Source organism: Pseudoduganella sp. HUAS MS19 (genome assembly GCF_053615455.1).
This window is the reverse complement of the sequence record NZ_CM132133.1, coordinates 1,585,541-1,603,088: the sequence shown is the minus strand read 5'-3', so window position 1 is coordinate 1,603,088 and position 17,548 is coordinate 1,585,541. Positions and strand designations below refer to the sequence as shown.

17 protein-coding genes are annotated in these 17,548 nt (G+C 64.0%); 4 read left to right on the top strand and 13 right to left on the bottom strand.

Annotation, left to right across the window (positions count from 1 at the left end; translation table 11 throughout):
- Positions 1–26: 26 nt before the first annotated feature.
- Complete coding sequence (locus ACWBU6_RS07490) at positions 27–1,418, top strand: flavin monoamine oxidase family protein (protein ID WP_452648189.1); 1,392 nt, start codon at positions 27–29, stop codon at positions 1,416–1,418.
- A 113-nt stretch (positions 1,419–1,531) separates the two neighbouring features.
- The gene (locus ACWBU6_RS07485) at positions 1,532–1,972 is read left to right on the top strand and encodes a response regulator (protein WP_452648188.1); all 441 of its coding nucleotides are present in this window, start codon (positions 1,532–1,534) and stop codon (positions 1,970–1,972) included.
- On the opposite strand, the gene ureG is transcribed toward ACWBU6_RS07485, so the two are convergent.
- Genes ureG through ACWBU6_RS07445 form a run of 8 tightly spaced genes read right to left on the bottom strand, consistent with a single transcriptional unit; the run spans position 1,969 to position 7,780 of the window.
- Complete coding sequence (gene ureG / locus ACWBU6_RS07480) at positions 1,969–2,586, bottom strand: urease accessory protein UreG (RefSeq protein ID WP_452648187.1); 618 nt, start codon at positions 2,584–2,586, stop codon at positions 1,969–1,971. The two genes, ACWBU6_RS07485 and ureG, sit on opposite strands and share 4 nt — an antisense overlap.
- Before the next feature lie 10 nt (positions 2,587–2,596).
- Positions 2,597–3,256: an urease accessory protein UreF gene (locus ACWBU6_RS07475; RefSeq protein WP_452648186.1), complete on the bottom strand. Its 660-nt coding sequence runs from the start codon at positions 3,254–3,256 to the stop codon at positions 2,597–2,599.
- Between the two features lie 2 nt (positions 3,257–3,258).
- Positions 3,259–3,750 (bottom strand): urease accessory protein UreE, encoded by a 492-nt coding sequence (gene ureE, locus ACWBU6_RS07470; protein WP_452649544.1) that lies wholly within the window; start codon positions 3,748–3,750, stop codon positions 3,259–3,261.
- Positions 3,751–3,763: 13 nt separating this feature from the next.
- A complete protein-coding gene (ureC, locus tag ACWBU6_RS07465; RefSeq protein WP_452648185.1) occupies positions 3,764–5,464 on the bottom strand; it encodes an urease subunit alpha in 1,701 nt (566 codons plus the stop codon).
- Positions 5,464–5,781: an urease subunit beta gene (locus tag ACWBU6_RS07460; protein ID WP_452648184.1), complete on the bottom strand. Its 318-nt coding sequence runs from the start codon at positions 5,779–5,781 to the stop codon at positions 5,464–5,466. The genes ureC and ACWBU6_RS07460 overlap by 1 nt, the downstream gene beginning before the upstream one ends.
- Before the next feature lie 9 nt (positions 5,782–5,790).
- Positions 5,791–6,093 (bottom strand): urease subunit gamma, encoded by a 303-nt coding sequence (locus tag ACWBU6_RS07455; RefSeq protein WP_452648183.1) that lies wholly within the window; start codon positions 6,091–6,093, stop codon positions 5,791–5,793.
- A gap of 1 nt (position 6,094) precedes the next feature.
- Positions 6,095–6,937 (bottom strand): urease accessory protein UreD, encoded by an 843-nt coding sequence (locus ACWBU6_RS07450; protein ID WP_452648182.1) that lies wholly within the window; start codon positions 6,935–6,937, stop codon positions 6,095–6,097.
- Positions 6,938–6,946: 9 nt separating this feature from the next.
- A complete protein-coding gene (locus ACWBU6_RS07445; protein WP_452648181.1) occupies positions 6,947–7,780 on the bottom strand; it encodes a HoxN/HupN/NixA family nickel/cobalt transporter in 834 nt (277 codons plus the stop codon).
- A gap of 97 nt (positions 7,781–7,877) precedes the next feature.
- Here ACWBU6_RS07445 and ACWBU6_RS07440 point away from each other — a divergent pair, with 97 nt between their 5' ends.
- Positions 7,878–11,225 (top strand): hybrid sensor histidine kinase/response regulator, encoded by a 3,348-nt coding sequence (locus ACWBU6_RS07440; RefSeq protein WP_452648180.1) that lies wholly within the window; start codon positions 7,878–7,880, stop codon positions 11,223–11,225.
- A complete protein-coding gene (locus ACWBU6_RS07435; protein WP_452648179.1) occupies positions 11,209–12,144 on the top strand; it encodes a response regulator in 936 nt (311 codons plus the stop codon). The genes ACWBU6_RS07440 and ACWBU6_RS07435 overlap by 17 nt, the downstream gene beginning before the upstream one ends.
- Here ACWBU6_RS07435 and urtE read toward each other — a convergent pair.
- The 5 genes from urtE to urtA form a co-directional block, all read right to left on the bottom strand.
- The gene (urtE, locus tag ACWBU6_RS07430; protein WP_452649543.1) at positions 12,122–12,820 is read right to left on the bottom strand and encodes an urea ABC transporter ATP-binding subunit UrtE; all 699 of its coding nucleotides are present in this window, start codon (positions 12,818–12,820) and stop codon (positions 12,122–12,124) included. The genes ACWBU6_RS07435 and urtE overlap by 23 nt on opposite strands.
- 7 nt (positions 12,821–12,827) lie before the next feature.
- Entirely contained in the window at positions 12,828–13,607 is a 780-nt protein-coding gene (urtD, locus tag ACWBU6_RS07425) for an urea ABC transporter ATP-binding protein UrtD (RefSeq protein WP_452648178.1), read from the bottom strand.
- Entirely contained in the window at positions 13,604–14,713 is a 1,110-nt protein-coding gene (gene urtC / locus ACWBU6_RS07420; protein ID WP_452648177.1) for an urea ABC transporter permease subunit UrtC, read from the bottom strand. The genes urtD and urtC overlap by 4 nt, the downstream gene beginning before the upstream one ends.
- Positions 14,710–16,281 carry an urea ABC transporter permease subunit UrtB gene (gene urtB, locus ACWBU6_RS07415; RefSeq protein ID WP_452648176.1) on the bottom strand — a complete coding sequence of 524 codons (1,572 nt, stop codon included), beginning with the start codon at positions 16,279–16,281 and terminating at the stop codon, positions 14,710–14,712. Before urtB ends, urtC begins: the two co-directional genes overlap by 4 nt.
- Positions 16,282–16,342: 61 nt before the next feature.
- Positions 16,343–17,542 carry an urea ABC transporter substrate-binding protein gene (gene urtA, locus ACWBU6_RS07410; protein ID WP_452649542.1) on the bottom strand — a complete coding sequence of 400 codons (1,200 nt, stop codon included), beginning with the start codon at positions 17,540–17,542 and terminating at the stop codon, positions 16,343–16,345.
- Positions 17,543–17,548: the final 6 nt, after the last annotated feature.

Genomic DNA, 17,548 nt, shown 5'->3' with positions numbered 1-17,548 from the left:
CTTTGTTATTCAGCGCAGAGGAGTCAATGAAAGTGAAGCGACGCACCATTCTCAAGGCGGGGGCCTGCTTCGGGTCTTTACTGGGCGCTGGCATTGTGGGGGCCGCGGACCACCATGCTGGGCAGCGCAAAGTGGCCCGACGAGCGATCGTCGTCGGTGCCGGCATCGCCGGCTTAGCAGCTGCGAAGCGGCTTCGACAAGCTGGCATGGATGTGATTGTGCTGGAGGCGCGAGATCGCATTGGCGGCCGCATTCATACTTTTAACAATTGGAGCGGACCGGCCATTGACTTGGGCGCATCCTGGATACATGGCGCGGGCAGCAGGAACCCCATTGCAACGATGGCCAGGCAGATTGGCGCCCGGATGATGTCGACCAGCCTTGAGAATGCAGAAACGTTCAGTGGCGAAGGCTCTGTACTGAATGAGGCCGACAACCGCAAACTGGAATCGTTACGTTCCGCAATCGAGGAGGCCATCGCCGAACAGGATAGAAGTGAGCGCGATGGATCGCTGCGTAGTTTTGTGTATTCCGAACTGAACTACCAGGAGCGCAGCGAGTATGACAAACGAATGATCGACTTCCTGTTGAACTCAACGTACGAACATGAGTACGGCGCTGCTGCCAACAAGCTGTCCAGGCTATGGTTCGATAGCGGTTCCTCTTTTGACGGCGAAGAAATGCTGCTTCTTGATGGTTACAAGGTCATTACCGATCACCTGGCACATGGCATCGACATCAAGCTCAAGCATCAGGTGAAATCCGTCGCCTACCACGATTCGGGCGTCAGCCTCGACACCAGTCATGGCGCATTCCAGGCGGACTATGCTGTCATCACCCTGCCACTTGGCGTCCTACAGTCCGGCAGCGTCAGATTCTTTCCTTCCTTACCTGAACGAAAGCAGAATGCGATTGACCGCTTAGGGATGGGCATACTCAACAAATGTGTTTTGCTTTTCCCCCATGCCTTTTGGGACCGCAGCATCGATTGGCTTAACCAAATACCCCGTCCGGGACGTGCTGGCGAGTGGGCCGAATGGGTCAGTCTGTTGCGGCCGACAGGACGCCCCGTTCTGATGGGGTTCAATGCAGCAGAATCTGGCACCTCCATGGAACAATGGAGTAACGCAAGAATTATCCAAAGCGCCATGGACAACCTTCGCCATATGTTCGGTCGAGACATTCCAGCGCCAGTCGACGCGGCAATTACTCGCTGGGCCTCCGACCCCTTCTCGCGTGGAGCGTATTCCTGCCACATTATCGGCTCCACACCGTCGCACCGGGATGACTTGGCAAGCAGCGTCAATCATCGCCTGTATTTCGCCGGTGAAGCGACCAGCAAGAAACACTATCAGACGGTTCACGGCGCATATGAATCAGGGTTACGTGCCGCTGAGGAAGCCATACGAACTGGCTGATACCTGGTCGTTCAACGTTCTCATGCGCTCATGATTAATCACCAAGGAGGCAGATTGCTCCTTACGGCGCTCACAGCCGCTCCAACCCACACCAAGCAGTACCGAATAAATTGTTGCCTCCACCACACAGAGTATTAATCATTGACGATAATGTCGTCGCTGCGCAGGCGATCGCTGAACATCTTAATGAACAGGGAGTCTTTGCAATTTGCGTCAATAATGGCAATGCAGCATTGCGTCTTGCTCCCTTCTTCAAAGCACACGTCGTCCTGGTTGATATCGACATGGCCGCCAAAGACGGATTCTCAGTAATTCACGCCTTGAAGGCCCTTCCAGGTGGCAGTTCAGCCATTTATATTGCATTGACGCCTGAATACGCAGGTACTTCCTGCCATCGGGATGAACTGGTCTTCGAGCATTTTTTTCAGCGCCCCGACTCGCTAAAGGAAGTACTAGAATCAGTGATGGGTGGCCGCCTCGCGTTCGATTCTGCGCCGGGCGAAGGCACCACGGTCCGCATGGCGCTCCCGAGCAGCTCACCGCACAAGGTCTAACGCTGCACGCCCAGCAAGCCCTGCTCGCGAATGAAACCCACCACGTCCTGCACGCCCTGACCGCTGCGCAAATTGGTAAACACGAAAGGACGGTCGCCCCGCTGCCGTGCGGCGTCGCGCGCCATGACTTCCAGGTCGGCGCCCACATGCGGCGCCAGGTCGGTCTTGTTGATGATCAGCAGATCGGAGCGCGTGATGCCGGGCCCGCCCTTGCGCGGGATCTTTTCGCCGCCCGCCACATCGATGACATACAGCGTCAGGTCCGACAGCTCCGGGCTGAAGGTCGCGGCCAGGTTATCGCCGCCCGATTCGACCAGGATCAGGTCGAGCGCCGGGAAATCCGCCTGCAAGCGCGCGATCGCCTCCAGGTTGATCGAAGCATCCTCACGGATCGCGGTGTGCGGGCAGCCGCCCGTCTCCACACCCATCAGGCGCTCCGGCGGCAGCGCCTGGGCGCGCAGCAGGATCTCCATGTCTTCGCGGGTATAGATGTCGTTGGTGATCACGGCCATGTCGTAATCGTCGCGCATGGCTTTGCACAGCATTTCGCAGAGGGCGGTCTTGCCGGAGCCGACCGGGCCGCCGATACCGACGCGCAGGGGATTGGATGCCATAGTAATTCCTTTATGAACGGTAAAGCCTGCCGTGCTGCACTTCGTGCCGCATCGACAGCAAGGACAGCCCGGGCGCCCAGTTGGACATGTCCGCGTCGTCCAGCGATTGCGCGGTACCGGCAGCTGCTTCGATTTCCGGGCGCAGCGACAGCAGCAGCCGCTGCCCTGCCACCTGCCCTAGCGGGATGGACTTGACGCACACCAGTACCTGGTTCTCGGCCCAGCCGAACAGCATGGCCAGCAAGGCTGCCTCGTGCGGGATGCCCAGCGCATGCACGGCCCGCGCCAGCGCGGCCACGTAACTTTCCTCGCCTTCGGTGGCCGGCGCCAGCTCCAGCTCGGCCAGCAGGCGCGCCAGCGAAAATCCCATCTGCACCGATTCCGCGCGCAGTTCCGCTGTATCGCGCGAGGCCAGATAGCGCTCGGCCCAGCACGAAGCCGTCGCCGCATCGCCTGCCGCGTGGGCACGCAGCAGGCGCCAGAACAGCGGGGCGTCCCAGCGCGCCAGCACTTCGTGCAGCATGCTGCACATCCAGGCGCGCGCCGTCGCCGCATCGTGCACGCTGCCTTCTTCCAGCGCCGCCTCCAGGCCTTGCGAATAGCTGTAGGCGCCAATCGGCAGCGCCGGACTGGCGAATTGCAGCAGATGCAGCAGCGCCTGCGCTTCCATCGTTAGGCATCCGCCGGGCGATGGATCTTTTGCCGCAGCGGCACCGGTGCCAGCGGGTGACCGTGCCCATGGCCGCCGGAATAGGCGCCCGCCTCCGGCTCGAAAGCCGCCATGTCTTCCGTCACCACCGCGCCCAGGCCGGCCAGCATGTCGCGCAGCACCGGATCGACGCGGATGCGCAGGAAGCCGGCGCCCACCTCGACCTGGCTATGGCGGTTGCCGAGGTGGAAGGCGCAGCGCAGCAGGCCATGCGCATCGGCGGCGCGCACTGTGTAGACCGGCTCCGCAGCCGCGCGCACGCGCGCCACGAAGCCGTTTTCACCGGTCAGCAGGTCGCCGTCGCGCAGCACCGTGCCGCGCGCGGTGAACAGCGCGATCTCCTCGCCGGAAACCAGGCGCGCGCGCTGGCGGCACTTCTCGCGCTGGTCGTAAGTCAATACCAATTCGCCGTCGACGCGTTCGGCGGCGCTCAGTTTGGTGTGCAGGGTCAGCATCGTCATCGCTCACTCAGAACAGGAAATAGCGCTGCGCCATCGGCAGCACCGGCGCGGCTTCGCACACCAGCAACTGGCCATCGGCACGCACCTCATAGGTTTCGGGATCGACCTCCATGTGCGGCGTCGCGCCGTTGTGGAGCATATCGGTTTTGCGCAGCTGGCGGGTGGCGCGCACCGGCACCACGCGCTTGGCCAGGCCGAGGCGTTGCGCCACGCCAGCCTCGAACGCCGCCTGCGAGACAAATGTCAGCGACTTTTTCAAGCCTCCGCCGAAGGCGCCGAACATCGGCCGCGTGTACACCGGCTGTGGCGTGGGAATCGAAGCGTTCGGGTCGCCCATCTGGGCACAGGCGATCATGCCGCCCTTCAGGACCATGGACGGCTTGACGCCGAAGAAGGCCGGTCGCCACAGCACCAGGTCGGCCAGCTTGCCCACTTCCAGCGAGCCCACCACGTGTGAGATGCCATGCGCAATCGCCGGATTGATCGTGTACTTGGCCACGTAACGCTTGACGCGCGTGTTGTCGTTGCGGCTGTCGTCGCCCGGCAGCGGCCCGCGCTGCACCTTCATCTTGTGCGCGGTCTGCCAGGTGCGCATGATGACTTCTCCCACCCGTCCCATGGCCTGCGAGTCGGACGACATCATCGAGATCGCGCCCAGGTCGTGCAGGATGTCTTCGGCCGCGATGGTTTCGCGGCGGATGCGCGATTCGGCGAAAGCGACGTCCTCGGCGATGGCGGCGTCCAGGTGGTGGCACACCATCAGCATGTCCAGGTGCTCGTCCAGGGTGTTGACAGTGAACGGGCGGGTCGGGTTGGTCGACGAAGGCAGCACATTCGATTGCCCGACCGCCGCGATGATGTCCGGCGCGTGCCCGCCGCCCGCTCCTTCGGTATGGAAGGTATGGATGGTACGGTCCTTGAACGCTGCCAGGGTCGCTTCCAGGAAGCCGCCTTCATTCAGCGTATCGGTATGGATGGCGACCTGCACGTCCATGCGGTCAGCCACCGACAGGCAGTTGTCGATCGCGGCCGGCGTGCTGCCCCAGTCTTCGTGCAGCTTCAGCCCGATGGCGCCGGCTTCGATCTGCTCCTCCAACGGCAGCGGCAGGCTGACATTGCCCTTGCCCAGGAAGCCCAGGTTCATCGGGAAGGCGTCGGCCGCCGCCAGCATGGAGTGGATGTGCCACGGGCCGGGAGTGCAGGTGGTAGCCGCCGTGCCGACCGCTGGCCCGGTACCGCCGCCGATCATGGTGGTCACGCCCGATGCCAGCGCTTCCTCGATCTGCTGCGGGCAGATGAAATGGATGTGCGTGTCGACCCCGCCGGCGGTGACAATCATGCCTTCGCCCGCAATGATCTCGGTGGCGCCGCCGATGGCCATCGTGACGCCGGGCTGGATATCGGGGTTGCCGGCTTTGCCGATGGCGGCAATCTGGCCATCCTTCAAGCCGATATCGGCTTTCACGATGCCCCAGTGGTCCAGGATGACGGCATTGGTGATCACCGTATCCATCACGTCGCGGTGCGGCAGCTGGGATTGCCCCATGCCGTCTCGGATCACCTTGCCGCCGCCGAACTTCACTTCTTCGCCGGGAATGGCGTAGTCATGTTCGATCTCGATGAACAGTTCGGTGTCCGCCAGGCGGATGCGGTCGCCCTTGGTCGGCCCGAACATTTCCGCGTACGCGTGGCGCGAAATCCGGGCCATTATGCCTCCCCGTCCAATGCACCCATCACGCGCGCATTGAAACCATACACATGGCGCGTACCAGACAGCGCCACCAGCTGCACCGTGCGGCGCTGGCCAGGTTCGAAGCGCACCGCGGTGCCGGCCGCGATATCGAGCCGCATGCCGCGCGCCTGGGCGCGGTCGAATTGCAACGCATCATTGACTTCGAAAAAATGGAAATGCGACCCGACCTGTACCGGCCGGTCGCCGCTATTGGCCACCACCAGGGTGCAGCCGGCGCGGCCGGCATTGAGCGTGATGTCGCCTTCTTCAAGCAGGTATTCGCCAGGTATCATGCCGTCCCCTCAAATGATCGGGTGGTGGACGGTGACCAGCTTGGTCCCGTCGGGAAAGGTCGCTTCGACCTGAATGTCGGGGATCATTTCGGGTACGCCCTCCATCACATCGTCGCGCGCCAGCACCTGGGTGCCCTCGGCCATCAGCTGGGCCACGGTCTTGCCGTCGCGCGCGCCCTCCAGGATCGCCGCACTGATCAGGGCCACGGCTTCCGGATAATTGAGCTTGAGGCCGCGCGCGCGCCGGCGTTCCGCCAGCAGCGCGGCGGTAAACAGCAGTAGTTTGTCTTTTTCGCGTGGGGAGAGATCCATGTCAGGTATTCCAAATGCGGAGTTCGGTTGCGGGACGCTCCATCCAATGCGGGCGCAAGGTGTGCCAGGCCCGCGCCATCAGCTTGCGGGCCTGTTCGGCATCGTGCCCCAGGTAGCGCAGCAGCAGCACTGACTTGAACGAAGTCACGCCCATTGCCGGGTCAAGTGCGCGCAACTGCGCAATCAAGGCTGCGGCGGCCGGACGTCCCGCCGCCAGCAAGGTGGCGCAGACCAGCGCGCCACCCAGACCATGCGGACTTTGCATGGCGCTGCTGCCGCCGTGCAGCACGCCCTGGTCCCACCACAGCAGGCGCCCTTCCTGGCGCACCTGCAATTGCTGGCGTACCGTACCACTTGCAAAGCGCTCGCCGCTGGCGCTGCGGCCAAAGCACAGGATGTCGCAGCCAAGGTAGCGCGCGCCGGGCGCCAGTTCGATCTCTTGCAGCAGATGGGCGTCGGTGGCGTCGAAGAAAATCGTTTCCTGCGGCAGCCATTCCAGTCGGGCGTCTTGCCCAGCGTGGATACGGACCCGCTGCCAGGCCGGCTTGCCGTTGGCGCGGTACCATTTGGCGGCGCCCGGCGTGGTCAGCAGGGCATGCGCACCGGCGTCGGCCGTGATGTCGATGTGCAGTTCATCGCCGCCGGCAATGCCGGCCGGCGGATGCAGCAAGATGTTGTGGCAGACGGCCTCCCCTTCCGGATAGAACGCCTTTTGCACACGCAAGGGACCACTGTGCGCGCGCCGCACCAGCCGCGTTGCAGCGCCAGAGCGCGCATAGCCAAGCGCAAGGCTGGCGCACCATGAGGCGGGAGGCAAGGTTGCGGCAGGATGGTCAATGCGCATGACAGTCGCCTATCCCAGGGACGCGTCCGAGGGTGCCGTTGCGCGCGGGCGCGCCGCGACCTTGGCCAGCAGGAAACTGATTGCTAGCACCACTAACAGGGCTACACCGAAGGCCAGCTCCTTGCCATCGCTCCAGGCCCCAACGGCGGGCGATGACAGCTTCAGCATGCCGAAACCTGCCACCAGAAAACTCGTGCCGACCACTACCCAGCCCATGATGCGCGATGCCAGCACTGCCGCCTCGCCGCTGCGGCGCAGCAAGCGCGCAATCCAGCAGCCATGCACGCCATCAGCCACCAGCATCCCCAGCGTAAACAATGCGCCCAGCAGCAATGCATACTGCCAGCCGCCAAACTGGCTGGCAGCCATGGCAAACAGGCTGGCCTGGCTGACAGTATCGAACGACAAGGCGAACAGGGCGCCCAGCAGCGCCACCCCGCCTGGCCCTGAGGCGGCGGCGAAACGGCCCAGGAAGCGCCCCTTCAATCCGACCGGCGCGACTACCTGTCCGGCAGGCGCGCTGAGCAACGCCTGCACATTCAGCAGCCCCAAACCAAGCAGGCAGGCGACGGAGATCCAGGCGCCCCACAGCTCAAGCCAGGTAGGCGGCTGCCAGTAGCCGGCCAGCGTGCTGAGCGCCACGGCAATGGCCATTACCACGGCGCCGTGCCCCAGTGAGAACCAGGCGCCGCACTGGCGCGCCAGGCGTGGCCGGGACGGCATGTTCCAGCGCGCCAGGCCGTCAATCGTCGCCAGGTGGTCGGCGTCGAAGCCATGCTTCAGGCCCAGGCTGAGCACCAGCAGACAGAGTCCAATCAAATTGTCGGGAAGGGTATCGTCCATGCTCTTCAATAAGCAAGACGCATACCAGTCGATACAGGCGCTCTAATGGGCATAGTAATTGCATTGATGCAGTAGCCAGCAAGCACAACGCGACCCCATGAACGCCTCTGCACCAAACTTGGAAAGCCCACGCACCAAAACGGTTCAGCGCATCGTCAAGATTCGGCGCGACTACAACACCTGGGTCGCGAATGAAACCATTGAAGATTACGCGCTGCGCTTCACGCCGCGCGCGTTTCGCAAATGGTCCATTTTTCGCGTCGCCAATACCGCGTTTGGTGCGATTGCTTTCCTGGTGCTGGAAGCGATTGGCGGCACGCTGGCCGTACATTACGGCTTCATCAATGCTTTCTGGGCCATCCTGGCAGTCAGCCTGACCATATTCCTGACTGGCCTGCCCATCAGCTATTACGCGGCGCGCCACGGCGTTGACATGGACTTGCTGACCCGCGGTGCCGGCTTCGGCTATATCGGTTCCACCATTTCCTCGTTTATCTACGCGTCGTTTACCTTCATTCTGTTTGCACTGGAAGCGGCCATCATGGCCTATGCGCTGGAACTGTATTTCGGTCTGCCCCTCTGGCTCGGCTACTTGGCCAGCGCGCTGGCGGTGGTGCCCCTGGTGACGCACGGGGTGACCCTGATCAGCCGCATCCAGATGGTGAGCCAGCCGCTCTGGCTGCTGCTGATGGCGCTGCCCTTCATCGCCATTGCGTTCAAGCGCCCGGAGCTGCCCGGCCAGCTGCTCCAGTTCGCCGGCACCGAACGCGCCAACGCCCATTTCAACACCCTGGCCTTTGGCGCCGCCACCGCGGTTGGCGTCGCCCTGATCCCCCAGATTGGCGAGCAGGTCGATTTCCTGCGCTTCATGCCGCCACCCGGCAAGAAGCGCCTGCGCTGGCACCTCGGCGTGCTGGCCGCGGGACCGGGCTGGGCGGTGGTCGGCGCATTGAAAATGCTGGCCGGGGCACTGCTCGCCCTGCTCGCATTGCAGGGCGGCGCCAGCCTGGCGCAAGCGGTCAACCCGACCCACATGTATCTGGCCGGCTTCGACCTGGTAGGCGCCGGACCGGGCCTGGCGCTGCTGGCCACCGTCGTGTTTGTCGTGGTCTCGCAGATCAAGATCAATATGACCAATGCCTACGCCGGCTCGCTGGCCTGGTCGAATTTCTTTGCGCGCCTGACCCACAGCCATCCGGGACGCGTGGTATGGGCCTGCTTCAACGCCCTGATTGCCGTGCTGCTGATGGAACTGAACGTGTTCCAGGCGCTGGACCAGGTGCTCGGCCTGTTTTCCAATATCGCCATCGCCTGGATCGCCGCCGTGGTGGCCGACCTGGTCATCAACAAGCCGCTGGGACTGAGCCCGGCAGGCATTGAGTTCCGCCGCGCCTACCTGTACGACATCAATCCTGTCGGCGTGGGCGCGATGCTGCTGGCCTCGCTGCTCTCGGTGGCCGCCTTCACCGGCCTGTTCGGCCCCACGGCCAAAGCCTTGTCAGCCTTCGTCGCGCTAGCCACAGCCTTCGCTGCCGCGCCGGCGATTGCCTACCTCACCGGCGGCCGCTACTATATTGCGCGCCAGGCCACTGCAACGCACAGCAATACCTGCAGCATCTGCGAAAAATCGTATGAAATGGAGGACATGGCGCACTGCCCGGCCTACCAGGGGCCGATCTGCTCGCTATGCTGCTGTCTTGACGCACGTTGCGACGATGCATGCAAGCCGCATGCGCGCCTGGCCGTGCAATGGCAGGCCGCCATGCACTGGCTGCTGCCCAAGTCGGCCTGGCCTTACCTGGTCAGCGGCCTGGGCTACTATCTGCTGCTGATGATCTTGACCCTGCTCTTCCTCGGCGGCCTGCTGGGACTGCTGTACATGCATGAGGCGGCAGCCCTGCAGCAGGCCGGGCAGGCGCAGTTGCTGACGCCGTTGCGCCTGGCCTTTCTCAAGATTTTCGGCGCACTGCTGCTGGTCAGCGCCATCGTGGCGTGGTGGCTGGTGCTGAACCGCGAAGGCCGCCGCGTGGCGCAGGAAGAAGCGCAACAGGCCAGGAAACTGGCCGACCAGGCCAACCAGGCCAAGAGCCGCTACATCGCCGGCATCAGCCATGAAATCCGCACTCCCCTCAACAGCATCCTCGGCTATGCGCAGTTGCTGGAGAACGACCCGGCCATGCCGCCGCACCGGCAACAGGCCATCCGCGTCATCCGCGGCAGCGGCGAACACCTGCTGTCCCTGATCGACGGCACGCTCGACATCGCCCGCATCGAAGGCGGCCGCCTGAGCGTCGATTTGCGGCCCCTGGAGTTTGTCAGCTTCATCGCCCAGCTGGTGCAAATGTTCGAGCAGCAGGCCGCCAGCAAAGGCCTGGCTTTCCGCTACGAGGTGCAGGGCAGCCTGCCGGCACTGGTGCGGGCGGACCGCAAGCGGCTCAGCCAGATCCTGATCAATATCCTCGGCAACGCAGTCAAGTTCACCAGCCAGGGCAGCATTGCTTTCCGCCTGCGCTACCAGCGTGACATGGCGCATTTCGACGTGGAGGACAGCGGGCCGGGCATCCTGGACCACGAACTGGAACGCATCTTCGAGCCTTTCGCGCGCGGCAGCGCCGGCGATGCCGCCAACTGCGGCGGCACCGGGCTCGGCCTGCCGATCAGCAAACTGCTGACGGAGCTGATGGGCGGTGAACTGACGGTGCGCAGCACGCCCGGCGCAGGAAGTGTCTTCAGCGTGCGCCTGCTGCTGCCGCGCCTGCATGCCGAAGCGCCGCAGCCCGATGCCGCTCCGCTCCAGCGCAGCGGCTATGCGGGCGCGCGCCGCCGCATCCTGGTGGTCGACAATGACCGCAACGACCGCGAGCTGCTGGCGGCAATCCTGACGCCGCTCGGCTTCATCGTCGGCCAGGCCGCTTCCGGCCAGGAGTGCCTGCAATACCATGCCGGCTTCGCCCCCGACCTGATCCTGATGGACCTGGCCATGCCTGGCATCGATGGCTGGGAGGCCAGCCACCTGCTGCGCACCGAGCACGGCTGTGTAGTGCCGATCGGCATCGTCTCGGCCAATGCCTACGACAAAGGCTTGCCCAACCCGGCCGGCATCGGCGCCGACGATTTCTTCACCAAGCCAGTGCAGCTGGCTGAACTGCTGGACTGGATCGGGCGCCGCCTGCAGCTCGCCTGGATCGCGCCGGCGGCCGCCCCTGCCAGCGCCACGCCGCCCGGCTTGCCGCAGTTGCCGCCGCCCGCCCAGCTCGCGCCCTTGTGCGCCCAGGTCAAGGCCGGCTATATGCGCGGCATCAAGCAGCAGTTGGACGTCATCGCCACGCTCGGCGAACCGTACCTGCATTTTGTCGACATCATGCGAGCCCACGCGCAGCGCTTCGAACTGGAGGCGATGGCGCGCTTGCTCGAACAGGGAGTATCCCATGCAACAAACGATTGAACGTCCACCAGGCCAACTGGTGCTGGTGGTTGACGACATGCCCGAGAACCTGGCTGTGCTGCACGACGCGCTGGATGAGTCGGGCTACTCCGTGGTGGTCGCCAACAACGGCATCACCGCACTGGAACAGGCCCACGCCCTGGTGCCCGATGTCGTGCTGCTGGATGCCGTCATGCCCGGCATGGACGGCTTCGAAGTCTGCCGCCGACTGAAAGCGGACCTGCAGACCCGCGCCATCCCGGTAATCTTCATGACCGGCCTGACGGAAAGCGAACATGTGGTGGCGGCATTTCAGGTTGGCGGCAGCGACTATGTAACCAAGCCGGTGCGCCAGAACGAGATGCTGGCACGCATCCGCGCCCACACGCAGAATGCCCGCCTGGTGAGCCAGGCCCGCAGCGCGCTCGACGCCTTTGGCCATGCCGTGCTGGCGGTCGATCCGGATGAACGTATCATCTGGCAAACGCCGCTGGCGCGGCAATGGCTGGACATCTACTTTCCGGCCCACGCCAAGTCCACGCTGCCGCCGCAGGTATCGCCCTGGCTGCAACGCGCAGTGCTGGCTCGCTCCGCCGGCGAGGAAGCCGCAGCGCTGGTCATTACACAAGGCACGCGGCGCTTGATCTTCACGCTTGGCGAAGCCGACGAAGCGGTCCAGTGGAGCGTGGTGCTGCGCGAGGAAGCCGATGATGCCCTGGTGCAGTCGCTGATGGCGAAACACCGCCTGACCCAGCGCGAAGCCGAAGTGCTGCATTGGGTCAGCAAGGGCAAGACCAACCGCGATATCGGCGACATCCTCGGCACCAGCCCGCGCACCATCAACAAGCACCTGGAGCACGTGTTCGCGAAACTGGGCGTGGAGACGCGCACCGCCGCCGCCGCGCTGGCCGTGTCGTCTAGACCGACAAGTGGCGCGTGACGTCGTCGCTCGCCATCTGCGCCTGGCTGCCGGCCGCCACCACTTCGCCGCGCGACAGCACGACGAAATGGTCGGCCAGAGCGTGGGCGAAGTCGAAGTACTGCTCGCACAACAGGATGGCCATGTCGCCGCGCTGGCGCAGCAGACGGATTACGCGTTCGATATCCTTGATGATGGACGGCTGGATGCCCTCGGTTGGTTCATCCAGGATCAACACCTGCGGCCGTTGCAGCAGGGCGCGGGCGATGGCCAGCTGCTGTTGCTGGCCGCCGGACAGGTCGCCGCCGCGCCGCTGCAGCATTTCCTTCAGTACCGGAAACAGCTCGTAGACCTCGCCATTGATGCGCGCCGCCTCGCGGCCGGGCAACGTGGCCATGCCCATGCGCAGGTTTTCCTCCACCGTCAGGCGGGCAAAGATTTCCCGCCCTTGCGGCACGTAGGCGATGCCGGCCGCCGCGCGCGCATGGGGCGGCTGGCGCGTGATATCGCGCCCGCCGAGCCGCACCGCGCCGCCAGCCACCGGCAGCACGCCCATCAGGCATTTCAGCAGCGTGGTCTTGCCCACGCCATTCCGGCCCAGCAAGGCCAGGCACTGGCCGCGCGCCACTTGCAGCGAGACGCCGCGCAAGGTGTGGGAAGAGCCATGGTACTGGTTCAGGTTTTCGGCTTGCAGCATCATCATCCTAGCGTCCCAGATAGACTTCGATCACCCGTTCATCGGCCTGCACCTCGTGCATGCGGCCCTGCGCCAGCACCGCGCCTTCGTGCAGCACTGTCACCTTGCCGCCCTGCGCAATCTCGGCCACGAAACCCATATCGTGCTCCACCACCATGATGGAATGCTTGCCGCGCAATTCATTCAGCAGCTCCGCGGTGCGCGCCGTTTCGGCGTCGGACATGCCCGCCACCGGTTCGTCGAGCAGGATCAATTGCGGGTCCTGGATCAGCAGCATGCCGATTTCAAGCCATTGTTTCTGGCCATGCGAGAGCAGGCCCGCCAAGCGCTGCGCCTGCCCTTCCAGTCGGATCTGGTGCAGGATGGCGCTGATCTTATCGCGCTGTTCGCCGCTCAGGCGCGCGAACAGCGTGGGCCGTACGCGCTTGTCCATCTTCATGGACAGCTCCAGGTTTTCGAACACCGTGTGCGATTCGAACACCGTCGGCCGCTGGAATTTGCGGCCGATGCCGGCTTGCGCGATCTGGTATTCCGTCATCGCCGACAGATCGTAGCGCTGGCCGAACCAGGCACTGCCCGCACTGGGACGGGTCTTGCCGGTGATAACGTCCATCATTGTGGTCTTGCCGGCGCCATTGGGACCGATGATGCAGCGCAGTTCGCCCACCGAGATATCGAGACTGAGCTTATTCAGGGCGCGGAAGCCATCGAATTCGACCGTCACGTCTTCCAGGTAGAGGATGGCGCCGTGGCTGGTGTCCAACCCTTTGTCTTGTGCGACCTTCATGCGACTTCCTCCAGTTCCTGCTTGGGCTCGGGCACGCGTTGGATGCGCCGTGGCAGGCGCAAGCCCAGCAGGCCTTTCTGCATCAACAGCGTCACCAGGATGAACAGCAAGCCCAGGGCAAACAGCCACATGTCAGGGAAGGCAGCGGTGAACCAGCTCTTCAAGCCATTCACGGTGAAGGCGCCGAGGATGGCGCCCAGCAGCGTGCCGCGGCCGCCCACCGCCACCCAGACCACCATCTCGATCGAGTTGGCCGGCGACATCTCCGAAGGATTGATGATGCCTACTTGCGGCACATACAGCGCACCCGCAATCGCGCACAGAACGGCCGACAGGGTCCAGACAAAGAGTTTGAACCACAGCGGGTTGTAACCGATGAACATCAGGCGCGCCTCCGAGTCGCGCACCGCCTGCAGCACGCGCCCGAGGCGCGAAGTGACGATCCAGCGGCACAGCAGCAGCGCGCCCACCAGGCAAGCCAGGGTCGTCATGTAAAGCACCGCCTTGGTGGCTGGCGCCGTGATGCTGTAGCCGAGGATTCGCTTAAAGTCAGTGAAGCCGTTATTGCCGCCGAAGCCGGTGTCATTGCGGAAGAACAGCAGCATGCAGGCATAAGTCAGGGCTTGCGTGATGATGGAAAAATACACGCCCTTAATGCGCGAACGGAAAGCGAAATAGCCGAACACGAAGGCCAGCGCACCCGGCACCAGCACCACCAATGCCAGGCAATACCAGAAGCTGTCCGTCATGGCCCAGTACCAGGGGAACTCTTTCCAGTCCAGGAAGACCATGAAGTCGGGCAGCGCGTTCTGGTAGACCCCATCGCGCCCGATCGCACGCATCAGGTACATGCCGTGCGCGTAACCGCCCAAGGCAAAGAACAAGCCATGGCCCAGCGACAGGATGCCGGTGTAGCCCCACACCAGGTCCAGCGCCAGCGCTGCCAGGGCATAGCACATGAATTTTCCGGCCAGCGCGATCAGATAGTCCGGCACATGCAACGCATGGCCAGGCGGGAAGGCGAGATTACATGCCGGCAGCAAGGCCGCCAGCAGGGTCAGGCCCGCCACGACAAACCAGCTGCGAGGGGAAAACAGCTTAGTCATTCGACGTTCCTGCCTTTGACAGCGAACAGCCCTTGCGGCCGGCGCTGGATGAAAATGACGATGAAGGCGAGGATGGCAATCTTGGCCAGCACTGCGCCCGCCACAGGCTCCAGTAATTTGTTGGCTTCTCCCAGCCCCAGGGCGGCGATCACGGTACCGGCCAACTGGCCCACTCCGCCCAGCACCACCACCATGAACGAATCGATGATGTAGGACTGCCCGAGATCCGGCCCTACATTGCCCAGCTGCGACAGCGCCACCCCGCCCAGTCCCGCAATGCCGGAGCCCAGTCCGAATGTCAGCATGTCGATGCGGCCGGTCGGCACGCCGACGCAGCCGGCCATGCGCCGGTTCTGCATGACGGCACGCACGAACAGGCCAAGCCGCGTGCCGTTCAGCAGCAGCCAGACGCCAGCCGTCACCAGCACGGCAAACACGATGATGGCGATGCGGTTGTAGGGAAGGACCAGCGATCCGAGCACCGTCACGCCGCCCGACATCCAGGCCGGATTGGCCACCTCCACGTTCTGCGCGCCGAACAGGGTGCGCACGGCCTGCATCAGCACCAGGCTTATGCCCCAGGTTGCGAGCAAGGTTTCCAGCGGGCGCCCGTACAGCCAGCGGATCACCGTGCGCTCCAGCGCCATGCCCACCAGCGCCGTCACGGCGAAAGCGGCTGGCAGCGCCGCTAGCAAGTACAAGTCCACCGCCTGCGGCAAGTGTTGGCGGAACAGCGACTGCACCAGGTAAGTCGTATAGGCGCCGATCATCAGCAGTTCGCCGTGCGCCATATTGATGATGCCCATCAAGCCGAAGGTGATGGCCAGGCCGAGTGCCGCCAACAGCAGCACGCTGGCCAGCGACACGCCGTAAAACAGGTTGCCAACCAGCTCAGTGCGGGCTTGCCTGGCGTCGATAGCCTTCAAGGCGTCCGTGACCGCCAGACGGACGGCGGCGTCGGGCTCATTGGACGCCGGCTCCAGCATGGCCTGCAGCGGGGCGCGCTGCGCACTGCCGCCCAGTTGTCCCACCTGGCGCGCGGCGGCGGCGCGTTCGGCTGCCTGCGGCGCCTGCAAGCTGGCGAGCGCCAGCAGCAGTTGCAGCGCGGAGCGCACCCGCCCGTCCTGCTCGCCCTGCAGGACACGCCGCGCCAGCGCCACCTGCACGGGACTCGGTTCCTGGCCCAGCAACGCATGGGCGGCCGCCAAGCGCCGCGCCGGCTCGGGCGCCAGCAGATCCATGCCAGACAGGGCCGCCTCGATGGCAGCCCGCAGGCGGTTATTGACGACAATCGCGGCTGCGCCTGCGGGCGCTGGCGTCGACGGCGCAAGGCTGGCCACCTGACCGTTTGGCATCAGGTACAAGGCATCATCCTGTAAAGCGCGCAGCACAGCCGCCGCTTCCGGCGTACCGAGAGCGCCAATGGCAGCGACTGCCGCGACCCGCTCGTCGGGGTCGTCCCCGGCCAGCGACTGCAACAAGGCTGGCGCAATGGCCGCCTGCGCGGCGCCGGCCAGCAGGCAAAGCGCGATGCCGGCCAGTAGCCGGCGCACAGCAGAATACAGCATCGGGGAACTCTCCAGTAATCAAGGCCGGCGGGCGGCGCGCAGCTTCCGCCGGCGTACCGACTTACAGCTTTTGCTTGCCTTCGTTACCCGGAATGTACGGGCTCCAAGGCTGGGCGCGGATCGGTTCCTTGGTCTTCCATACGACGCTGAACTGACCGTCAGCCTTGATTTCGCCGATCATCACAGGCTTGTGCAGGTGGTGGTTGCTCGGGTCCATGGTCAGGGTGAAGCCGGACGGCGCCTTAAAGGACTGGCCGCCCATTGCCGCGATCACCTTGTCGGTATCGGTGGACTTGGCCTTCTCGACCGCCTGCGCCCACATATTGATGCCGACATAGGTCGCCTCCATCGGATCGTTGGTGACTGCGTTGGCGGCATTCGGCAGTTTCTTCGCCACGGCATAGGCCTTCCATTTCTTGATGAAAGCCTCGTTTACCGGATTTTTCACCGACTCGAAATAGTTCCAGGCCGCGAGATGGCCGACCAGCGGCTTGGCGTCCACGCCGCGCAGCTCCTCTTCACCAACGGAGAAGGCGACGACTGGCACCTGCGTCGCCTTCAGGCCGGCATTACCCAGTTCCTTATAGAAGGGCACGTTGGAGTCGCCGTTGATGGTGGAGATCACCGCGGTCTTGCCGCCGGCCGAGAACTTCTTGATATTGGCAACAATGGTCTGGTAGTCCGAATGGCCGAACGGCGTATACGTTTCCTCGATATCGCTGTCCTTGACGCCTTTACTCTTCAGGAAAGCTCGCAGGATCTTGTTGGTGGTGCGAGGGTACACATAGTCCGTGCCGAGCAGCACGAAGCGCTTGGCGCCGCCGCCCTCTTTGCTCATCAGGTATTCGACGGCAGGAATCGCCTGCTGGTTCGGCGCGGCGCCGGTGTAGAACACATTCTTCTCGAGTTCTTCGCCTTCATACTGCACCGGATAGAACAGCAGGCCATTCAATTCCTTGAAAACCGGCAGCACGGACTTGCGCGACACCGACGTCCAGCAGCCGAACACCGCGGCCACTTTGTCCTTCGCGACCAGCTGGCGCGCCTTCTCCGCGAACAGCGGCCAGTTCGAGGCCGGGTCGACCACCACCGGCTCCAGCTTCTTGCCCAGCACGCCGCCCTTGGCATTGATTTCGTCGATGGCCATCAAGGCCACATCCTTCAGCGACGTTTCGGAAATCGCCATGGTGCCGGACAGCGAGTGCAGGATGCCAACCTTGATGGTATCGGCCGCGTGGGCCGCGAAGCTACCGCCCAACATGGCGGC

What these genes read in the sequence shown, in the direction of transcription:
- ACWBU6_RS07490 (WP_452648189.1), top strand. Translation starts at nt 27, where the DNA reads ATGAAAGTGAAGCGACGCACCATTCTCAAGGCGGGGGCCTGCTTCGGG.
- ureG (WP_452648187.1), bottom strand. Translation starts at nt 2,586, where the DNA reads ATGGCATCCAATCCCCTGCGCGTCGGTATCGGCGGCCCGGTCGGCTCC.
- ACWBU6_RS07475 (WP_452648186.1), bottom strand. Translation starts at nt 3,256, where the DNA reads ATGGAAGCGCAGGCGCTGCTGCATCTGCTGCAATTCGCCAGTCCGGCG.
- ureE (WP_452649544.1), bottom strand. Translation starts at nt 3,750, where the DNA reads ATGCTGACCCTGCACACCAAACTGAGCGCCGCCGAACGCGTCGACGGC.
- ureC (WP_452648185.1), bottom strand. Translation starts at nt 5,464, where the DNA reads ATGGCCCGGATTTCGCGCCACGCGTACGCGGAAATGTTCGGGCCGACC.
- ACWBU6_RS07460 (WP_452648184.1), bottom strand. Translation starts at nt 5,781, where the DNA reads ATGATACCTGGCGAATACCTGCTTGAAGAAGGCGACATCACGCTCAAT.
- ACWBU6_RS07455 (WP_452648183.1), bottom strand. Translation starts at nt 6,093, where the DNA reads ATGGATCTCTCCCCACGCGAAAAAGACAAACTACTGCTGTTTACCGCC.
- ACWBU6_RS07450 (WP_452648182.1), bottom strand. Translation starts at nt 6,937, where the DNA reads ATGCGCATTGACCATCCTGCCGCAACCTTGCCTCCCGCCTCATGGTGC.
- ACWBU6_RS07445 (WP_452648181.1), bottom strand. Translation starts at nt 7,780, where the DNA reads ATGGACGATACCCTTCCCGACAATTTGATTGGACTCTGTCTGCTGGTG.
- ACWBU6_RS07440 (WP_452648180.1), top strand. Translation starts at nt 7,878, where the DNA reads ATGAACGCCTCTGCACCAAACTTGGAAAGCCCACGCACCAAAACGGTT.
- ACWBU6_RS07435 (WP_452648179.1), top strand. Translation starts at nt 11,209, where the DNA reads ATGCAACAAACGATTGAACGTCCACCAGGCCAACTGGTGCTGGTGGTT.
- urtE (WP_452649543.1), bottom strand. Translation starts at nt 12,820, where the DNA reads ATGCTGCAAGCCGAAAACCTGAACCAGTACCATGGCTCTTCCCACACC.
- urtD (WP_452648178.1), bottom strand. Translation starts at nt 13,607, where the DNA reads ATGAAGGTCGCACAAGACAAAGGGTTGGACACCAGCCACGGCGCCATC.
- urtC (WP_452648177.1), bottom strand. Translation starts at nt 14,713, where the DNA reads ATGACTAAGCTGTTTTCCCCTCGCAGCTGGTTTGTCGTGGCGGGCCTG.
- urtB (WP_452648176.1), bottom strand. Translation starts at nt 16,281, where the DNA reads ATGCTGTATTCTGCTGTGCGCCGGCTACTGGCCGGCATCGCGCTTTGC.
- urtA (WP_452649542.1), bottom strand. Translation starts at nt 17,542, where the DNA reads ATGTTGGGCGGTAGCTTCGCGGCCCACGCGGCCGATACCATCAAGGTT.